This is a genomic window from Microbacterium sp. LMX7-1.2 (genome assembly GCF_040675935.1).
Taxonomy (GTDB): Bacteria; Actinomycetota; Actinomycetes; order Actinomycetales; family Microbacteriaceae; genus Microbacterium.
Genome location: NZ_JBEGIL010000001.1, coordinates 1,960,958 through 1,976,896 on the forward strand (window position 1 = coordinate 1,960,958; position 15,939 = coordinate 1,976,896).

At 69.8% G+C, this 15,939-nt stretch carries 15 protein-coding genes and 1 pseudogene; 6 read left to right on the forward strand and 10 right to left on the reverse strand.

Features of this window, described 5'->3' with window-relative positions:
* Positions 1-14: 14 nt before the first annotated feature.
* Entirely contained in the window at positions 15-1,337 is a 1,323-nt protein-coding gene (locus MRBLMX7_RS09510; protein ID WP_363367932.1) for an MFS transporter, read from the reverse strand.
* An 80-nt stretch (positions 1,338-1,417) separates the two neighbouring features.
* Here MRBLMX7_RS09510 and MRBLMX7_RS09515 point away from each other — a divergent pair, with 80 nt between their 5' ends.
* Positions 1,418-2,179: an alpha/beta fold hydrolase gene (locus MRBLMX7_RS09515; protein WP_363367934.1), complete on the forward strand. Its 762-nt coding sequence runs from the start codon at positions 1,418-1,420 to the stop codon at positions 2,177-2,179.
* A 61-nt stretch (positions 2,180-2,240) separates the two neighbouring features.
* On the opposite strand, the gene mnhG is transcribed toward MRBLMX7_RS09515, so the two are convergent.
* From mnhG to MRBLMX7_RS09545, 6 genes and pseudogenes are all read right to left on the reverse strand, one after another.
* Complete coding sequence (gene mnhG / locus MRBLMX7_RS09520) at positions 2,241-2,630, reverse strand: monovalent cation/H(+) antiporter subunit G (RefSeq protein ID WP_050723442.1); 390 nt, start codon at positions 2,628-2,630, stop codon at positions 2,241-2,243.
* Positions 2,627-2,896 (reverse strand): monovalent cation/H+ antiporter complex subunit F, encoded by a 270-nt coding sequence (locus MRBLMX7_RS09525; protein WP_363367936.1) that lies wholly within the window; start codon positions 2,894-2,896, stop codon positions 2,627-2,629. Before MRBLMX7_RS09525 ends, mnhG begins: the two co-directional genes overlap by 4 nt.
* Positions 2,893-3,471 carry a Na+/H+ antiporter subunit E gene (locus tag MRBLMX7_RS09530; protein ID WP_050723444.1) on the reverse strand — a complete coding sequence of 193 codons (579 nt, stop codon included), beginning with the start codon at positions 3,469-3,471 and terminating at the stop codon, positions 2,893-2,895. Before MRBLMX7_RS09530 ends, MRBLMX7_RS09525 begins: the two co-directional genes overlap by 4 nt.
* Positions 3,468-5,021 carry a Na+/H+ antiporter subunit D gene (locus tag MRBLMX7_RS09535; protein WP_363367938.1) on the reverse strand — a complete coding sequence of 518 codons (1,554 nt, stop codon included), beginning with the start codon at positions 5,019-5,021 and terminating at the stop codon, positions 3,468-3,470. Before MRBLMX7_RS09535 ends, MRBLMX7_RS09530 begins: the two co-directional genes overlap by 4 nt.
* Positions 5,022-5,269: 248 nt before the next feature.
* Positions 5,270-5,797, reverse strand: a pseudogene (locus MRBLMX7_RS09540) (Na(+)/H(+) antiporter subunit C); the annotation flags it as partial.
* The gene (locus MRBLMX7_RS09545) at positions 5,797-8,739 is read right to left on the reverse strand and encodes a Na+/H+ antiporter subunit A (protein WP_363367940.1); all 2,943 of its coding nucleotides are present in this window, start codon (positions 8,737-8,739) and stop codon (positions 5,797-5,799) included. The pseudogene MRBLMX7_RS09540 and the gene MRBLMX7_RS09545, both read right to left, overlap by 1 nt.
* Before the next feature lie 143 nt (positions 8,740-8,882).
* Here MRBLMX7_RS09545 and MRBLMX7_RS09550 point away from each other — a divergent pair, with 143 nt between their 5' ends.
* Both MRBLMX7_RS09550 and MRBLMX7_RS09555 read left to right on the forward strand, forming a co-directional pair.
* The gene (locus tag MRBLMX7_RS09550; protein WP_363367942.1) at positions 8,883-9,212 is read left to right on the forward strand and encodes an L-rhamnose mutarotase; all 330 of its coding nucleotides are present in this window, start codon (positions 8,883-8,885) and stop codon (positions 9,210-9,212) included.
* 74 nt (positions 9,213-9,286) lie between these two features.
* Entirely contained in the window at positions 9,287-10,786 is a 1,500-nt protein-coding gene (locus MRBLMX7_RS09555; protein WP_363367944.1) for a hypothetical protein, read from the forward strand.
* Between the two features lie 19 nt (positions 10,787-10,805).
* On the opposite strand, the gene MRBLMX7_RS09560 is transcribed toward MRBLMX7_RS09555, so the two are convergent.
* A complete protein-coding gene (locus MRBLMX7_RS09560) occupies positions 10,806-11,867 on the reverse strand; it encodes a LacI family DNA-binding transcriptional regulator (protein WP_363367946.1) in 1,062 nt (353 codons plus the stop codon).
* 59 nt (positions 11,868-11,926) lie between these two features.
* On the opposite strand from MRBLMX7_RS09560, the gene MRBLMX7_RS09565 reads away from it, so the two are divergent.
* Both MRBLMX7_RS09565 and nucS read left to right on the forward strand, forming a co-directional pair.
* Positions 11,927-13,162 carry an MFS transporter gene (locus tag MRBLMX7_RS09565; protein ID WP_050723450.1) on the forward strand — a complete coding sequence of 412 codons (1,236 nt, stop codon included), beginning with the start codon at positions 11,927-11,929 and terminating at the stop codon, positions 13,160-13,162.
* Between the two features lie 34 nt (positions 13,163-13,196).
* On the forward strand, positions 13,197-13,892 hold the full coding sequence (gene nucS, locus MRBLMX7_RS09570) for an endonuclease NucS (RefSeq protein WP_050723451.1): 696 nt from the start codon (positions 13,197-13,199) through the stop codon (positions 13,890-13,892).
* A gap of 12 nt (positions 13,893-13,904) precedes the next feature.
* Here the strand turns inward: nucS and MRBLMX7_RS09575 are convergent, their stop codons facing one another.
* On the reverse strand, positions 13,905-14,357 hold the full coding sequence (locus MRBLMX7_RS09575) for a response regulator (protein WP_363367949.1): 453 nt from the start codon (positions 14,355-14,357) through the stop codon (positions 13,905-13,907).
* 129 nt (positions 14,358-14,486) lie between these two features.
* Here MRBLMX7_RS09575 and MRBLMX7_RS09580 point away from each other — a divergent pair, with 129 nt between their 5' ends.
* A complete protein-coding gene (locus MRBLMX7_RS09580; protein ID WP_363367951.1) occupies positions 14,487-15,152 on the forward strand; it encodes an HAD hydrolase-like protein in 666 nt (221 codons plus the stop codon).
* A gap of 154 nt (positions 15,153-15,306) precedes the next feature.
* On the opposite strand, the gene MRBLMX7_RS09585 is transcribed toward MRBLMX7_RS09580, so the two are convergent.
* Positions 15,307-15,513, reverse strand: coding sequence for a cold-shock protein (locus MRBLMX7_RS09585; RefSeq protein ID WP_050723454.1), 207 nt, complete (start codon positions 15,511-15,513; stop codon positions 15,307-15,309).
* Between the last annotated feature and the right edge of the window lie 426 nt (positions 15,514-15,939).

Here is a 15,939-nt window from a genome sequence, read left to right on the forward strand (position 1 = left end):
GAGGATGCGGCGGCTCAGGCCGCCGTGCGGACGGATGCCGCGGCGCGGCGCGCGATCATCCAGATGCCGACCGCCGCCGCCAGGAAGATCGCGGCGAGCATCCCCCAGCCCGCGAGCCCGTAGGTGATCGCGGTCGCGTTGACGACGATCGGCGACGCGAGCGCCCCGAGCGAGAAGCCCATGCCGAAGACGCCCTGGTATGCGCCTGCGCGCACGGGGTCGGCCAGCTCGAAGCTCAGACCCCACGCACCCGCCTGCGACAGGATCTCCGCGAAGGTGTGCGCCACCATCGCGACCACGAGCACGATGATCGCCACCCATGCCGGCAGCCCCGCGGCGAGCGCGTAGACCAGGCACGCGCCGACCATCAACCATCCGGCGATCATGGTGACCCGGCCCGCGACCTGCAGATCGTGCGTGCCCCGGGACGCCCGCACCTGGAACAGGACCACGAGCGTCGTGTTCACGATCAGCAGCACCGACACCACCACCTCGGGGGCCTCGGTGTACTCGGTGATCCACAGCGGCACGCCGAACTCCGCCACGCCGAACTGCATGCCGAACACGGCCGAGAGCCCGCTCAACAGCAGGTACCGGGGGTCGCGCCACGGGGAGCGGCGGTTCCAGTCGCGGCGCGACGCGGATGCGGCATCCGTGTCGATCGACCCGGTCTCGGTGCGCACGTCATGGATCGACGCACGGCTGGGGGCGTCGACCGACGAGGTCAGCCGGAGGAGGGGCAGCGACCCCAGCGCACACAGGAGACCGCCGCTCGCGATGACGATCCGGTACGCCTCGGGGGTGCCCAACGCCAGCGCGATCGCGCCGAAACCCGACCCGGCCGCGATCGAGACGTTCGTCACGGTGCGCAGCACCGCGCGCGCATGCACACGCCGCTCGGGCACGAAGCCGCGGGCGATGATCGCCGACCGCGACGAGTGCCCCATCGAGTCGAGGAACCCGCTGAGGCTCGCGAGGACCAGCGCCGACACGAAGTCCCCCGCGAACGCGTAGGCCGCGAGCATCACACCGCCGAGCGCCTCGAACGCGAACGCGAGACGCCGTGCACTCCAGCGGTCGGCGAGCCACCCGCCGAGCAGCGAACCGAGCACTCCGCAGCCACTCGAGATCGCGAGCACGATTGCGGCCTGAGCGGCGGACAACCCGATGATCTGCGTGAAGAACAGCACCGTGACGGCGAAGAACACGCCGCGACCGATGCGCGACACCGCCGTCGCCGCGACCAGGGCGCGCAGCACCGGGTCGTCGAGACCCGCCGCGAGTCGTGCGAGCACACCGGCCCTGGCCGGGGTGGATACGGGGTCGTGCGAGGTCACCCTCCATCCTCACACGCCGCGGCGCGCTCCCTCGTCACGGCCGATTGGTCGCGCACCGCGCGCTGGATTAGCGTGGTGAGGTGGCATCCTCCTACCTCGCCCCGAAGGGCACCCCGGTCACGCTCCTCGAGTTCGAGCACGCCGGGGCCACCCTGATCTCCGAGACGTTCGGCGAGGGCGCGCACACGTTCCTGCTGCTGCACGGCATCGGCATGGGGCGCAGCGTCTACCTCGACGTCGTGCAGCGGCTGCGGGGACGCGTGATCGCGCTCGACCTCCCCGGCTTCGGAGAGGCGCCCGAGCCGAAGCGCACCCTCACGATGGAACGTCACGCCGACCTCGTCGCGGCCTACCTGCGTCACGCCGGCGAGGGACCCGTCGTCGTGATCGGCCACTCCATGGGCAGCCAGATCGCCGCAGAGCTCGCCGCACGGCATCCGTCGCTGGTCGAGGGCGTCGTGCTCGCCGGGCCGACCGTGAACAAGGCGGCCAGGAACATCGCCGCTCAAGCCAGCTACCTGCTGACCGATCTCGTCGGCGAGCGTCCGCTGGTGATCTGGCGCGGAGCGCGCGAATACCTCCGCGGCGGTCCGCACCTGTTCCGGAAGATGCGTGCGACGATCGCGCACGCCCCGGAGAAGGCGTTCCGCCGCATCGACGCCCCCGTGCTCGTGCTGCGCGGGGAGAGCGATCCGCTCGCACCCATGAGCTGGTGCCAGGAGATCATCGACGAGATCCCCGGCGCCGATCTGCAGGTGATCCCCGACCACGGCCACGGCACGCTGATCAGCGATTCCGAGCCGGCGGCCGAGCTGATCCAGAAGTTCGCCGACGGCCTCTGAGCAGGTCGGCCTCCGCGGCTCCGGCAGCGGACGGTCAGCGCGCGCGGTCAGCGCGCGCTGGTCAGCCCGCAGCGGGCGGGGTCTGCTTGGACTCGGCCAGCTCGTCGACCACGAGGCTGCGCTCGTCGGTCGTGCCGTTGCGGTACGCCTGCCGTCCGACCATATGCGCGGAGAGGGGAGCCGTCGCGAACTGCATCAGCACGATCGGGGCGACGAGCAGCAGCCCGACCAGGATGCCTCCGACGGTACCCATCGACACCGCGATCGCGAGACAGATCAGAACGAGTCCGAGCACCTGCGGCTTCGTCGCCGCATGCAGACGCGAGGGCACGTCGCGGAAGCGCAGGATGCCGATGGCCGCCGACAGGCAGAGCAGGGCGCCGAGCAGGATGAGGACGAGCACGGTCGTGTCGACGACCGCGTCCGGCAGGGCGAGTTCGAACACGTTCATGGCGTCGTGTTGTCCCTTCTCGCGACGAAGCGGGCCACTGCGATCGAGCCGAACACGCCGATCGCGGCGATGATGAGCATCACGGGGATCGTCCGCGTGTGCCCGTTGATCGCCATCTCGGCGCCGAGCACGCACAGCACCTCGGTCAGCAGCACGTCGGAGGCCACGGCGCGGTCGAGGATCGACGGACCGCGCACGATGCGGAGGATCGTGAGGATCGCGGCGACCCCGAACACCACCATGATCACCAGAAGCAGGAGGTTCATCGGACACCGCCCTTCGCCGCGCGCTCGTCGGCCTTGAGGGCACGGTACTGCGACGGAGCGCCGAGCGCACGCACGATCCGCCGCTCCCAGCGCAGCACCCCCTGGCGCTGCTTCTCGACGTCCTCCATCGAGTGCACGCCGATCACGTGGAGATACAGGACCTGCCGGTCGCGGTCGGCCTCGACGATGAGCGACCCCGGGATCAGCGACGACACGACCGAGACGTGGGTCATCATGAGATCGTCCGCGTAGCGCAGCGGCACCGCGATAATGGCCGTGCCCGGGAGCCGCCGGAAGTCGTACACCTGCAGCGTGACCGCGATCGCGCCGCGCACCATCGCCCACAGGAACTGCACGACGAAGACCGCGGCGTACCAGACGTTCACACGGCCGGAGAGCTCGACCGTCGGCAGCCGGAAAACGCGCGTCACGAAGACCGCGACGACGAGCCCCGTGAGGAACGCCAGCACCGTGAACTGGCTCCACAGCAGCATCCACAGCACGACGAGCCACGCGAGGAACGGCAGCTGCACGCCGAGGTCGCGCCAGAGATGACGACCGGTGTCGGGGCTCATCCGTCCACCTCGCCTTCCAGCTGCACGAGGTTGACGGGTTCGAGGAGAACTTCGCCGATGCGGTCGCACAGCGCGTAGAGCGGACCCGCGAACACGGTCAGCGCGACCGTGACCCCGACCATGCCCGCCGTCGCGACGGTCATGATCCTGGGGATGCGGCGACGCTCCTGCTGCTCGTCCGCGGCCGGTGCGTTGCCGAGGTAGGAGATGCGTCCCTCGGTCTCGGTGGAGTCCTCCTCCTCGCGCCAGAACGCGAGGTTCCAGGCCCGCATCAGCGCGTACAGCGTCAGCAGCGAGGTGACGATGCCGCCGACGATCAGCACGATCATGAGCGGTGTCCCCACCGAGGCCGCGGCCTCGAACAGCGCGAACTTGCCGATGAAGCCCGAGAACGGGGGCAGCCCGCCCAGGTTGATCGCAGGGATGAAGTACAGCACCGCGATCACCGGGGCCACCTTGAGCAGTCCCTTGACGCGCAGGATCGAGGTGCTGCCGGCTCGTCGCTCCACGAGTCCGACCGCGAGGAACAGGGTCGTCTGCACGATGATGTGGTGCACGATGTAGTACACCGTCGCGCCGATGGCCGCGGGGGTCGCGATCGCCAGACCGAAGATCATGTACCCGACGTGGCTGACGAGAGTGAACGACAGGATGCGTTTGAGCTCGGCCTGCGCGACCGCACCCAGCACGCCGACGATCATGGTCGCGAGGGCGATGATGAGCAGCAGCGTGTCGATGCTGTTGTCGGCGAACAGCTGCGTCTCGGTGCGGATCAGCGCGTACACGCCGACCTTCGTCAGCAATCCGGCGAACACCGCGGTGACCGGCGCGGGAGCCGTCGGGTAGGAGTCGGGCAGCCAGAACGACACCGGGAAGATGGCCGCCTTGATGCCGAAGGCCACCACAAGCATGAGGTGCAGCACGAGCTGCGTCTCCTGCGGCAACTCGGTCATCCGCTCGGCGATCTGGGCCATGTTCACGGTGCCGAGGGCGCCGTAGATCATCGCGATCGACGCGAGGAAGAGGATCGACGACACGAGCGAGACGACGATGTAGACCGCGCCCGTGCGGATGCGCGACTCGGTGCTGCCGAGCGTGATGAGCACGTACGACGCGACGAGCAGGATCTCGAAGCCGACGTAGAGGTTGAACAGGTCGCCCGCGATGAAGGCGTTGAAGATGCCGGCGGCGAGGATCAGGTACGAGGGGTTGAAGATCGAGATCGGTGTCTCGTCGGCACCGTCGGCGACGCCCTGGCCGATCGAGAAGAGGAGGACGGCGACCAGCACGATGCTCGACACGAGCACCAGGAGCGCGGCGAGCCGGTCGACGTACAGCACGATGCCGAAGGGGACGGGCCAGCCGCCCACCGAGACCGCCAGAGGGGCTCCCGCGTCCACCGCGACGAGCAGCACCGCCGCGATGACCGACACCGCCGCGAGCGTCGCAACCGTGACGAATACCTGCAGGCGCGCGTTGCGGCCGAACACGAGCGTGATGGCGGCGCCGAGCAGCGGGAGACCGACGAGCAGGGGGACGAGTGCGCTCATGAGCGATCCTCCCCAGGGTTGTCGTCGGTGTGCTCAGGTGCACTGTCGTCGGATGCCGTGTCGGACGCCGTGTCGCGGGCGGCGTCCGCCGCGTCGGTCTCGTGCGCGTCCGAGGCGTGGGCGTCGGCGTCCGTGCGGAACTCCTCGCCGTCCGCCGCCGAGTCGTCGTCGGGTTCATCGGGTGGCGCCGACTCGTGAGCGAGCATCGATGCCGCGGCATCCGCGCCCGTCGGCCTCTCGTCGATGCCGTCGCCGCGGTCCGCCGCGTACGAGCCGTATGCGCGGTCGACCGGAGCGTCGTCGTGGATCGCCGGGTGGTCGCGCATGTGCAGCACCGTGATCGGCGCCGTCTGCACGCCCACGAAGTCCGTCGTGGCCTCGTCGTCGTCGATGTCGGCCTCGTCGTCCATGAGGTCCTCGTCGGCATCCGTGCGCTCGCGCAGTGCGATGTCGGCCTCGTCGTCCTCGACCGTGTCCGCCTGTCCGAGCTGCCAGGAGCGGTAGATCAGCGCCAGCAGGAAGGCCGACACCGCGAACGTGATGACGATCGCGGTGAGCGTCAGGGCCTGCGGCAGCGGATCGCTCACATCGCCCTCCGCTCCGTAGAAGGGCGCACGACCCGGAACGCCCATCACGATCAGCAGCAGGATGTTCGTCGCGTTGCCGAGAAGCAGGAACCCGATCAGCACGCGCGTGAGGCTGCGCTCGAGCATCGCGTACACGCCGCATCCGAACAGCACGGCCATGATCACGATCAGGGTCAGGGAGACATCCATCAGATGCTCACCCCCCGCTCGCGCAGCTCCTGCGTCTGCCGGTCGACCTCGGCCCCGAGGCTGCGGAGCACGTCGAGCACGAGGCCGATCACGACGAGGTAGACGCCGATGTCGAAGATCGTCGACGTGACGAACTCCATGTGCCCGATGCCGGGGATCTCCCACTCCCAGAACGTGCTGGTGAGGGGCGCCATGCCGAAGAACAGCGGCACGATCGCGGTGCCGACCGCGAGGATGAGGCCGGTGCCGAGCAGTCTTCCTGCGTCGGTCGGGGCCGCGGCACCGAGCTCCCAGCGACCGCCCGCGATGTAGCGCATCACGAGCGCCATGCCGGCGACCAGGCCGCCGGCGAAGCCGCCGCCCGGCAGGTTGTGGCCCGCGAAGAGCAGGAAGATCGAGACCACGATGATCGTGTGGAACAGCACGCGCACGATGACCTCGAGCAGGATCGACCTGTTCTCGGGCTTCATCTTCTGGCCGCCGACGAGCCAGGCGCGCGGGCTGCTCTGGTTCTCGTTCGTCTGGAAGCGCACGCCCTCGGTCGTCTCCACGAGCGGACGGCTGAGCGTGCGGCGACGGCGGGTCTTGGGCAGCGTCTTGGTCGAGGCGAGCATGTCGGCGCGGTGCGTGACGAACACGAGGGAGGCGACGCCGGTCGCCGCGAGCACGAGCACCGAGAGCTCGCCCATGGTGTCCCACCCGCGGAGGTCGACGAGCGCGACGTTCACGACGTTCTTGCCGTGGCCGATCTCGTACGCGAGCTTCGGGAACATCTCGGAGATCGGGTCCGCGACGCGCGACTGCGTCGCCACGATCGCCACGAGAGCCATCGTCAGACCCACGCCGATGCCGAGCAGCGCCCGCGGGATGCGCCCGACGGAGGCGTTGTGCTCGCCCATCCGCGCCGGCAGACGACGCAGCACGAGCGCGAACGTCACCATCGTGACGGTCTCGACGAGGATCTGCGTGAGCGCGAGGTCGGGAGCGCCGCTCGTCGCGAACAGCACGACCATGCCGAGGCCTGTGATCGAGACGAGCACGACGCCGGTGTAGCGCTTCTGCGCGCGGACGGCCATGACGCCGGCCGCGGCCATGAGCGGAGCGACCACGATCTGCACGGGCGTGTGCCACGCGGAGAGCTGGAAGCGGTCGACGTCGCTCGCGAGGAGCGCGGTGATCTCGGCGGCGACGAACACCACGAAGATCGTGCCGACGTAGACAGGCAGCGAACCGCGCTGCGTGAGCGAGGTCGAGAGCACTGAGAGGCGGTCGACGCCGCGCATCACGAGGTAGTAGACGTCGGCGGCGGTGAACGGGAGCAGCCGGGACTTGCGGTCCCAGCCCGTGCGGAGGGTCAGCAGGAAGACCGCGGCACCGAGGAGGATCGACAGGACCGAGATGCCGAGCGCCGGCTCGAGGCCGTGCCACAGCGCGAGGTGACCCGGGCCCTCGACCGCGGCGCCCTCATGGTCGAGCCCCGGCGTCGCGGTGAGGGCGTACCCCTGCAGCGCCTTGTCGAGGGCGGGAGCGCCGATGCCTGCGGCGATCGTGACGCCCGCGAGGATGATCGGGGCCGACAGGAAGCCCACCGGCGGATCCGGCCAGATCGTGTCGGGGATGCGATCACCCATCGCGTCGCGCTTCGACCAGAACGCACCCCAGAGGAAGCGCAGTCCATATGCCGCAGTGAGAATAGAACCGAGGCCGACCCCGATGATCGCGACGAGACCCCACGGGGAGCCGCCGATCGCGTCGTCGAGAAGCGCCGTGAGCGTCGACTCCTTCGCGACGAAGCCGATGGTCGGAGCGATCCCTGCCATCGACGCGACCGAGATGAAGGCCGCGGTCGCCATGACCGGGGCCTGGCGACCCACGCCGCTCAACTCGGTGATGTCTCGCGTCGACAGCTGACGGTCGATCACGCCGACGATCAGGAACAGCGCGGACTTGAACAGCGCGTGCCCGATGACGAGCGCCAGACCCGCGAGCGCGCTCGCCTGCGTGCCGTAGCCGATCACGATCGCGAAGAAGCCGAGCTGGCTCACCGTTCCGAACGCCAGGATGCGCTTGAGGTCGGTCTCGCGGAGCGCTTGGATGCCGCCGAGCAGCATCGTGACCACACCGAGGGAGATGATGATCGGCCGCCACGGACCGGTGAAGGCGAAGATCGGGGCGAACCGGGCGATCAGGTAGATGCCGGCCTTCACCATGGCGGCCGCGTGCAGGTAGGCGCTCACCGGCGTCGGTGCGGCCATGGCGCCGGGGAGCCAGAAGTGGAACGGGAAGATCGCGGACTTGCTGAGGGCGCCGATCAGGAGCATCACGACCGCGGCATCCACGATCGGTCCCGTCGGCGCGAGCTCGAGGATCTCTCGGATGCTCGTCGTCCCGGCGTCGACCACGAGGAGCACGACGCCGACGAACATCACGAGGCCGCCGAGCGTCGTCACGAGCAGGGCTTGGAGGGCCGCACGGCGGCTCGCGGCGCGACGGCGATAGTGGCCGATCAGGAGGTACGAGAGGATGCTCGTCACCTCCCAGAACATCACCAGCATCACGATGTCGTCGGTGAGGACGAGGCCGTACATGGCTCCGGCGAACGCCAGCAGCACGGCGGAGAACTGGCCGATCCCGGCCGAGTCGTCGTGGAAGTACCAGCGGCAGTACAGCAGCACGAGCGCCCCGACGCCCGTGACGATGAGCGTCAGCACCCACCCCAGGACGTCCATGTGCATGGACAGGTTGAGTCCGAGTTGCGGGATCCACGAGATCGACGCGAACGGCGCCGGGCCGTCGAGCACCTGCGGCGTCATGACGAGGGCGTGGACGAATGCCGCTGCGGGAATGAGGGCGGCGATCGCGAACGCCTGCGCGCCCAGCCAGCGCACCAGCACGGGCATCAGGAGCGAGCCGAGGAGGAACACGGCGAGGAGCGTCAGCATAAGCGGCTCCTCGGGGCTCGTCGGCCGGGAGATCTCGGCGCAGGCGGGCGGGTGTCGAGATCCAGTTTACCTGCCGTAAGGATCCCGTTAGGCCGTACGGTCGATATCGGCCCTCTCCGTGGCCCCTGACGAAAGGCCTCATCATGCGCATCGCCCTGCATTCCGAGATCCGCGAAGGTGCGATCGACGACTACCGCACGAACCACGAGCGCATCCCGGATGCCCTCGCCGACACGTTCGCGCGCATCGGCATCCGGGACTGGACGATCTGGCGCTCCGGCCACCGGCTGTTCCACCTCGTCGAGTGCGACGACTGGGATGCCGCGGTCGCCGCGCTGGCCGACGATCCGGCGGATCATGCCTGGCAGGCCGACATCGGCCGCTTCGTGGAGCTGTTCCGCGACGCCGATGGCGCCGAGGGCACGGCCCCCCTCGAACAGGTGTGGGACCTCGCCACGCAGCGCACCTCCTGAGGCGACGTCCTCGCACGGGCGCCGGCGTCGTCGGGTGGGCGGTCCCGCGGGCGGTCGCGTGGCAGAGTAGGCCCGTGACGCGGACGTGGGTGCGGGAGCTGACCGGATGGGTGCTGGCGCTCGCGATCGCCCTCGCCGCGGCCGGTGCCGTCGCGTCCTCGGCTCGGGCCGAGCTGCTCTTCCGCGATGGGGACTCGGTGATCGTGGCCCTGGTGGCGCGGTCGCTGCTCGCCGGCGATCCGATCGACTGGGCGATGTCGAGCGTGCTGTTCCTGCCCGAGACGGCGCAGTTCACCGCGCTCGACGCGGTGCTCCCGGTCGGGGTCGATGCACTTCTCGCGGTCAGCGCGGTGCTGAACGTGCTCGCGCTGTACGGCGCTGTCCGCACGGCTGGCGGTCGCGCCCGCGATGGACGCGCCCCCGTCGCGTGGTCGGTCGTGGCCGTCGCGGTGTTCGGACTGCTCGCGTTGACGGAGACCTCCGCATCACGGGACGCGCTCGAGCTCGCCTCGCTGCAGCTCACCACGACGTACTACTCGTCCACGGTCGTCGCGGTCGTGCTCTCGATCGGTCTGGTCCGGCGGATGCGCGACGGCAGCGTCCACCGCATCCTGCTCCCGGTCCTGCTCGCAGGCGTCGCCGCTGTATCGACGGCGTCGAATCCGCTCTACGCAGCGTGGCTCGCTGCGCCGTTGCTGGCGATGCTCCTCGTCGATGCAGCGCGCGCCGTCGATCGTCGACGCTCACTCGCCCTCGTCGTCACCGTGATCGTGGGCGTGGCGGCCGGCTTCGCACTGCGTATTCCCCTGTCGGCATGGATCGCGAACACAGGTGCGGGTTACGTGCAGCCGGGGCAGTGGCGCGAATCGATCGAGTACTACGGCAGGCTCTTCGCGGACCGTCTGCAGGACCCCCTCGGGGTGATCGCGCTGCTCGTGGTGGTCGCTCTTCTCGCCCTCGGCGTCGTCCGCACGGTGCGAGCCGCCGACAGCGCATCGCGACTGATCGCCGTCGCGTCGTGGACCCTGCCGGTCGTCGTGCTGATCGGCGCGATCGCGCTGGGCACCCACGCCGCGCGCTATCTGCAGCCGCTCGCCTTCGCCCCGGTGCTCGCGCTCGTGGCGCACCCGCAGACCCTCCGCATCCCGGCTCGACTGCGGCGGCAGGCGGCAGCGGTCGCCGCGGCCGCTGTCCTCGTCGCCGGCGGGCTGAGCGTGCCTCGACTCGCGGGTGCCGTCGAGCGACCGGATGCCGACCTCGCGTGCGTGACCGACTGGGTCGACGCCTCCCCGCGCATCGGCGCCGGGCAGTTCTGGACCGTGCGACTACCGAAGCTCCATCTGAAGGACCCCGCGCAGCTGGTGCAGGTCGACCACCGGCTCGACGGCTACGCCTGGCTCGTGAACCGCACCGACTTCGACGCGCGCGAGGTGACGTTCCTGCTGCAGGATTCGCAGACCGTGCAGTGGGAGCTCCCGGCGGCCGCGGTGCCGGACCGCATCGTGGAGTGCGGCCGCTGGACGATCCTCGACTTCGCTTCGACTCCTCTGGTGCTGGGGCCGACGCACTCCTAGTCGCGTCGTGGGGCGCGACTCATCGCGCAGGTGCGGCCGTCGTCGTCCCCGGCCGGAACCGGCACGTCAGGTGCAGTGTGACGCCGGCGTCCCCCCGCAGCATCCGTGCGACCTGCTCGCCCGCCGCCCGGCCCTTCTCGACGGCCGGCTGCACGCTCGTGGTGAGCAGGAGATCGCCGAGGCCGTCGGCGTCGATGCCGTCGAAGCCCGCGACCGAGAGATCCTCCGGAACGCGGAGACCGAGCTCCTCGGCGGCGCGGATCACCCCGACCGCGAGCAGGTCGCTCTGCGCGAGGACCGCCGTGGGGCGTGTCGCCGGATCCTCGAGGAGCAACCGTCCGACCGCGAGCCCCTCGTCGATCAGACTGCCGCCCGCCGACACCGCCGGCGCATCGGGGAAGACCTCTCGCATGCCGGCGAGGCGATCGACCGTGACGTCGACCGTCGCTTTCGCGATGCGCTCGGGGGTCACCGGGCCGCGCTCGCGCTCCTGGTCGAGGGGGAGCGTCACGAGGGCGACATCGCGGTGCCCGAGGTCGTGAAGGTGTCGCGCGACGTCTGCCGCCGCCGCGGAGTTGTCGAGGGTGATGCGCGGGATGCCCTCCCCCGCGTCGCCCTCGATCACCACGACCGGCAGGCCCCGGCCACGGACGACGTCGAGCGACGCGCGGGTGCGACCCGAGCATCCGATCAGCACGACCGCGTCGACGGGCGCGCTCGACAGCGGCGACCCGTCGTCGCCCGGTTCGTCGCGCATGAGCAGGATGCCCGCGCTCAGTTCGGCGAGCCCGTCGGTCAGGCCGTCCATCATGGCGGTGGTCACGGGGTCGAGGAAGGCGGCGCGCAAGTGCCCCTCGAGCACGACGGCGACGATCCCGCTGCGTCCGCGTCGGAGCGAGGCGGCGCGCGGGTCGGGCCCGGTGTAGCCGAGTTCGGCCGCCGCCGCGAGGACCCTCTCGCGAGTGGCTGGCGCGACGTTCGCCTTGCCGCTGAAGACCACGGAGGCCGTCGAGGTGGCCACGCCCGCCTCACGGGCGACGTCGGCGATGGTGGCCCGACGCGCGGGCTCCTGACTCGTCATACTCCGAGGATAACCCGACTTCGACCCCGAGGATCGAATCGATTCGATATGCTGTGCGGATGGACACCGCCCTCACCCGATCGCAGTATGTGCGATGGCGCACCGCGACCTTCGCGATCTTCCTCGCCAGCGGCCTGTCGGTCGCGACCTGGGCGTCCCGCGTGCCCGACCTCAAGATCGCGCTCGAGATCGACAAGGCGCAGGTCGGCATGCTGCTGCTCGGCGCCGGCATCGCCTCGATCATCGGTATCTCGTCGAGCCCCGCGATCATGGCGCGCACCGGCGCGCGCCTCGGCATGATGACGTCGATCGTCACCTTCGCCTCGGGTGTCGCGCTGATCGGGATCGGTGCGAACGTCTTCGGGTCCTACCCCGTCGTCCTGATCGGCCTCGTGCTGTTCGGGCTCGGCAACGGCTGCATCGACGTGATGATGAACGTCGAGGCGACCGCGATCGAGCAGCACGCGGGCAAGACGATCCTGCCCCTGTTCCACGCCTTCTTCAGCTTCGGCACCGTGATCGGCGCGGGGGCCGGAGCTCTCGCCGCCCAGCTGCGCATCGACGTGTTCGGGCACACTCTCGCAGTCGCGGTGCTGATCCTCGCCATCGGCATCGTCAGCATCGCGAACGTGCCGCGCCGGGAGGAGGCCCTCGACCGCGGCGCGGACGAGGTCGACAAGCCCCACTGGCGAGAGCGCATGCATGTGGCGCTCTCGGCCTGGCGAGAGCCGCGCACCTACGCGATCGGAGTCGTGATGCTCGGCATGTCCTTCGCCGAGGGTGGCGCGAACGACTGGCTCGCTCTCGGCGTCGCGGAGGATCACGGCGGCGGCACCGCGCTCGGAGCCGCGGCCCTCGCCACGTTCTCGGTCGCGATGACAGCGGTCCGCGTCTTCGGCGGACCGCTCGTCGACCGCCTCGGCCGCGTGATCGTGCTGCGCGTCCTCGCGCTCACGGCGGCAGCCGGCATCCTGCTGTTCATCCTCGCGCCCACTCTCCCGCTCGTGTTCCTCGGGGCGGCGCTGTGGGGCATCGGCGCCTCGCTCGGGTTCCCGCTCGGCATGTCGGCGGCGGCGGACGACCCGGCCAAGGCGGCGGCCCGCGTCAGCGCGGCCGCCACGATCGGCTACATCTCCTTCCTCGGCGGTCCCCCGGTGCTCGGCGTCATCAGCGAGCACATCGGTCTCCTGAACACGCTCTTCATCCTCGTGGTGCTAGCGGTGCTGTCCGGCCTGTTCTCGGGTGCGGCCCGCCCGCTGCGCGAGGAGGAGAAGACGCCGGTCGCCGCGGCCTGACATCGCGGACGACGGATGCCGTTAGGCTCGTCGAGTGCGTCTCGTCATCGCCCGCTGCTCCGTCGATTACTCCGGGCGGCTGAATGCCCACCTTCCTCTCGCCACGCGCCTGCTCGTCCACAAGGGCGACGGCAGCCTGCTCGTGCACTCGGACGGCGGCAGCTACAAGCCGTTGAACTGGATGAGCCCGCCGTGCTCGCTCTCGCCCGAGGAGCCCGGGGAGGAGGAGGCCAGCGCCGGCGTCACGGAGGTGTGGCGCGTCACGCACAAGAAGACCGGCGATGCGCTGCGCGTGCAGATCTACGAGATCCTCCACGACTCGAACCACGACCTCGGCGTCGACCCCGGCCTGCAGAAGGACGGCGTGGAGGCTGACCTGCAGCGGCTCCTCGCGGAGCAGGTGGAGCTCGTCGGCGAGGGGACCACGCTCGTGCGGCGCGAGTACCCGACGGCGATCGGCCCCGTGGACCTCTTGGTGCGGGATGCCGAGGGCGCGGCGATCGCGATCGAGGTCAAGCGTCGCGGCGACATCGACGGCGTCGAGCAGCTCACACGCTACCTCGAACTGCTCGGCCGCGACCCGCACCTCGCGCCGATCACCGGCATCTTCGCCGCCCAGGAGATCAAGCCGCAGGCCCGCGTGCTCGCCGAGGATCGCGGGATCCGCTGCCTCGTCCTGGACTACGACGACATGAAGGGCATCGAGTCGGGCATCCCGCGGCTGTTCTGACCGCGGCCGCCGCTAGACCGGGGTCAGCAGCCGCCGCGGCGGCCCCTCGAGCCGCGCGATCCCGATCTTGATCTCGACGACGTCGTCTCGGAGCTCGCCGACCTCGCTCCGAGACGCCGTGACATCGGCAGCCACCTGCGCGATCCGCGCGTCGACCTGCGCGAACCGCGTATCGACCTGCGTGAACCGCGCGTCGACCTGCGCGAACCGCGTATCGACCTGCGCGAACCGCGCATCGATGCGGTGATCCTGCTCCACGAATCGGGCCTCGATGCGCGCGTCCTGCGCAGCGAACTTCGCGTCGATCCGCCCATCCTGCGCCGCGAACTTCGCGTCGATCCTGGCGTCCTGCTGCGCGAACCGATCATCCATGCGCTTCACGACCCACGCGAATCCTGCGAGCGACGCGGCGATGACCGCGAAGGCGCTGGCCAGCGTGGTGATGACCTCGATCGACACGAACATGCCCCCATCCTGCTCCGCGTCCGCGGAGATGTCACGACCGTAGCCGTGTGAGATCCGGCATCCCGGCATCCGTGGATAAGCCCGTGCGAGCGGAATCTGTGCAGGGGAAGTGCCCATAGGCTGGAGGGCATGGTGCATTCCCCCTACTCGTGCGTGCTCTGGGACGTCGACGGCACGATCGTCGACGCCTCCGTCGGGATCCTCCGACGGCTGAACGTCGCCCTCACGCACTTCGGCCGTCCGGCTCCCACCCGCGAGGAGCTGACGCACTGGATCGGGCCGCCCATGTTCGAATCGTTCCAGGCTCAGGCGGGCATGACACCCGAGCAGTCGACCGAGGCCGTCGCCTTCTATCGGGAGCTGGGCAAGGCCGACGGCTACACGACGGACATCGCGACGTACCCCGGCGTGCCCGCGATCATCCGCGACCTGCATGACGCCGGCGTGCCGCAGGCCACCGCGAGCTCCAAGCCCGAGATCCAGGTCGACGCGATCGTCGACTTCTTCGAGTTGCGCCCGTACTTCCTCACGACGGTCGGCGCCACCCCGGACGAGGCCACTCTGGCCTCCAAGACCGACATCGTCGCCGAGGCGCTGCGGCGTCTGGCCGAGCGCGGAGCGGACGTCTCACGTCCGGTACTGATCGGCGACCGTCACCACGACGTCGAGGGCGGTGCCGCGAACGGCGTGCCCGTCGTGTTCGTGGACTGGGGCTTCAGCGACGCGCACGAAGGCGACGACGCGGCGTTCCGCGTGAGCACGCCGGACGAGCTGCGCACGCTGCTGCTCGGCTGAGCGATCCGCGGTCGCCGCCGAGCCTCGCAGTCCCGGCGACCGCGTGGCACGACGATGCCGCGACCCGGGTCACTCCCCGCGAAAAGCACAGAACTCCCCGCCGGATGCCGCGATCGCTGCGGCCCCGGTCGGGGAGTTCTCGAGTCGACCGGTCTCAGACCGGGCGGATGTTCTCGGCCTGCAGGCCCTTGGGGCCCTGCGCCACGTCGAACTCGACTCGCTGGTTTTCCTCCAGCGAGCGGTAGCCGGAAGACTGGATGGCGGAGTAGTGCGCGAAAACGTCAGCGCCGCCGTCGTCGGGGGAGATGAAGCCGAAGCCCTTCTCCGAGTTGAACCACTTGACCGTGCCCTGAGTAGCCATTTACTGCCTGTTCTGCTGAAAAAGAAGCCGACGCAGGATGCCCCGACGTGCTCCACGCTAGTGGAGCACGCGCTGAGCGGAAGTCCTGGTTTCAGCCCGTAACCCAAATGTTGCACGAGCGTCATCCGCTGATCGTCGGCGCGGAGCCCGGAAAATGGTGTGGCCCTCACCGCGGGGGGAGCGATGAGGGCCGAAGACGACCGGAGGGTGCGTCAGAATCCACCCTAACCCCTCCGAGGGCGTTTTGTCCCCCATTTGGGGGACAAACGCGAAAAAAGGTCGAAAATCTCCGAGAAGATAGCGGCCCCCTCGAGTGGCGCATTGGGGACTGAGCGACTCGAGGGGGCCCAATCGCATGCACGGATCGCCTTTGCCTCTGGGGAAGGCAGTCCGTCGTCTGGGGTGGACGGAGACGATCAATCCCCT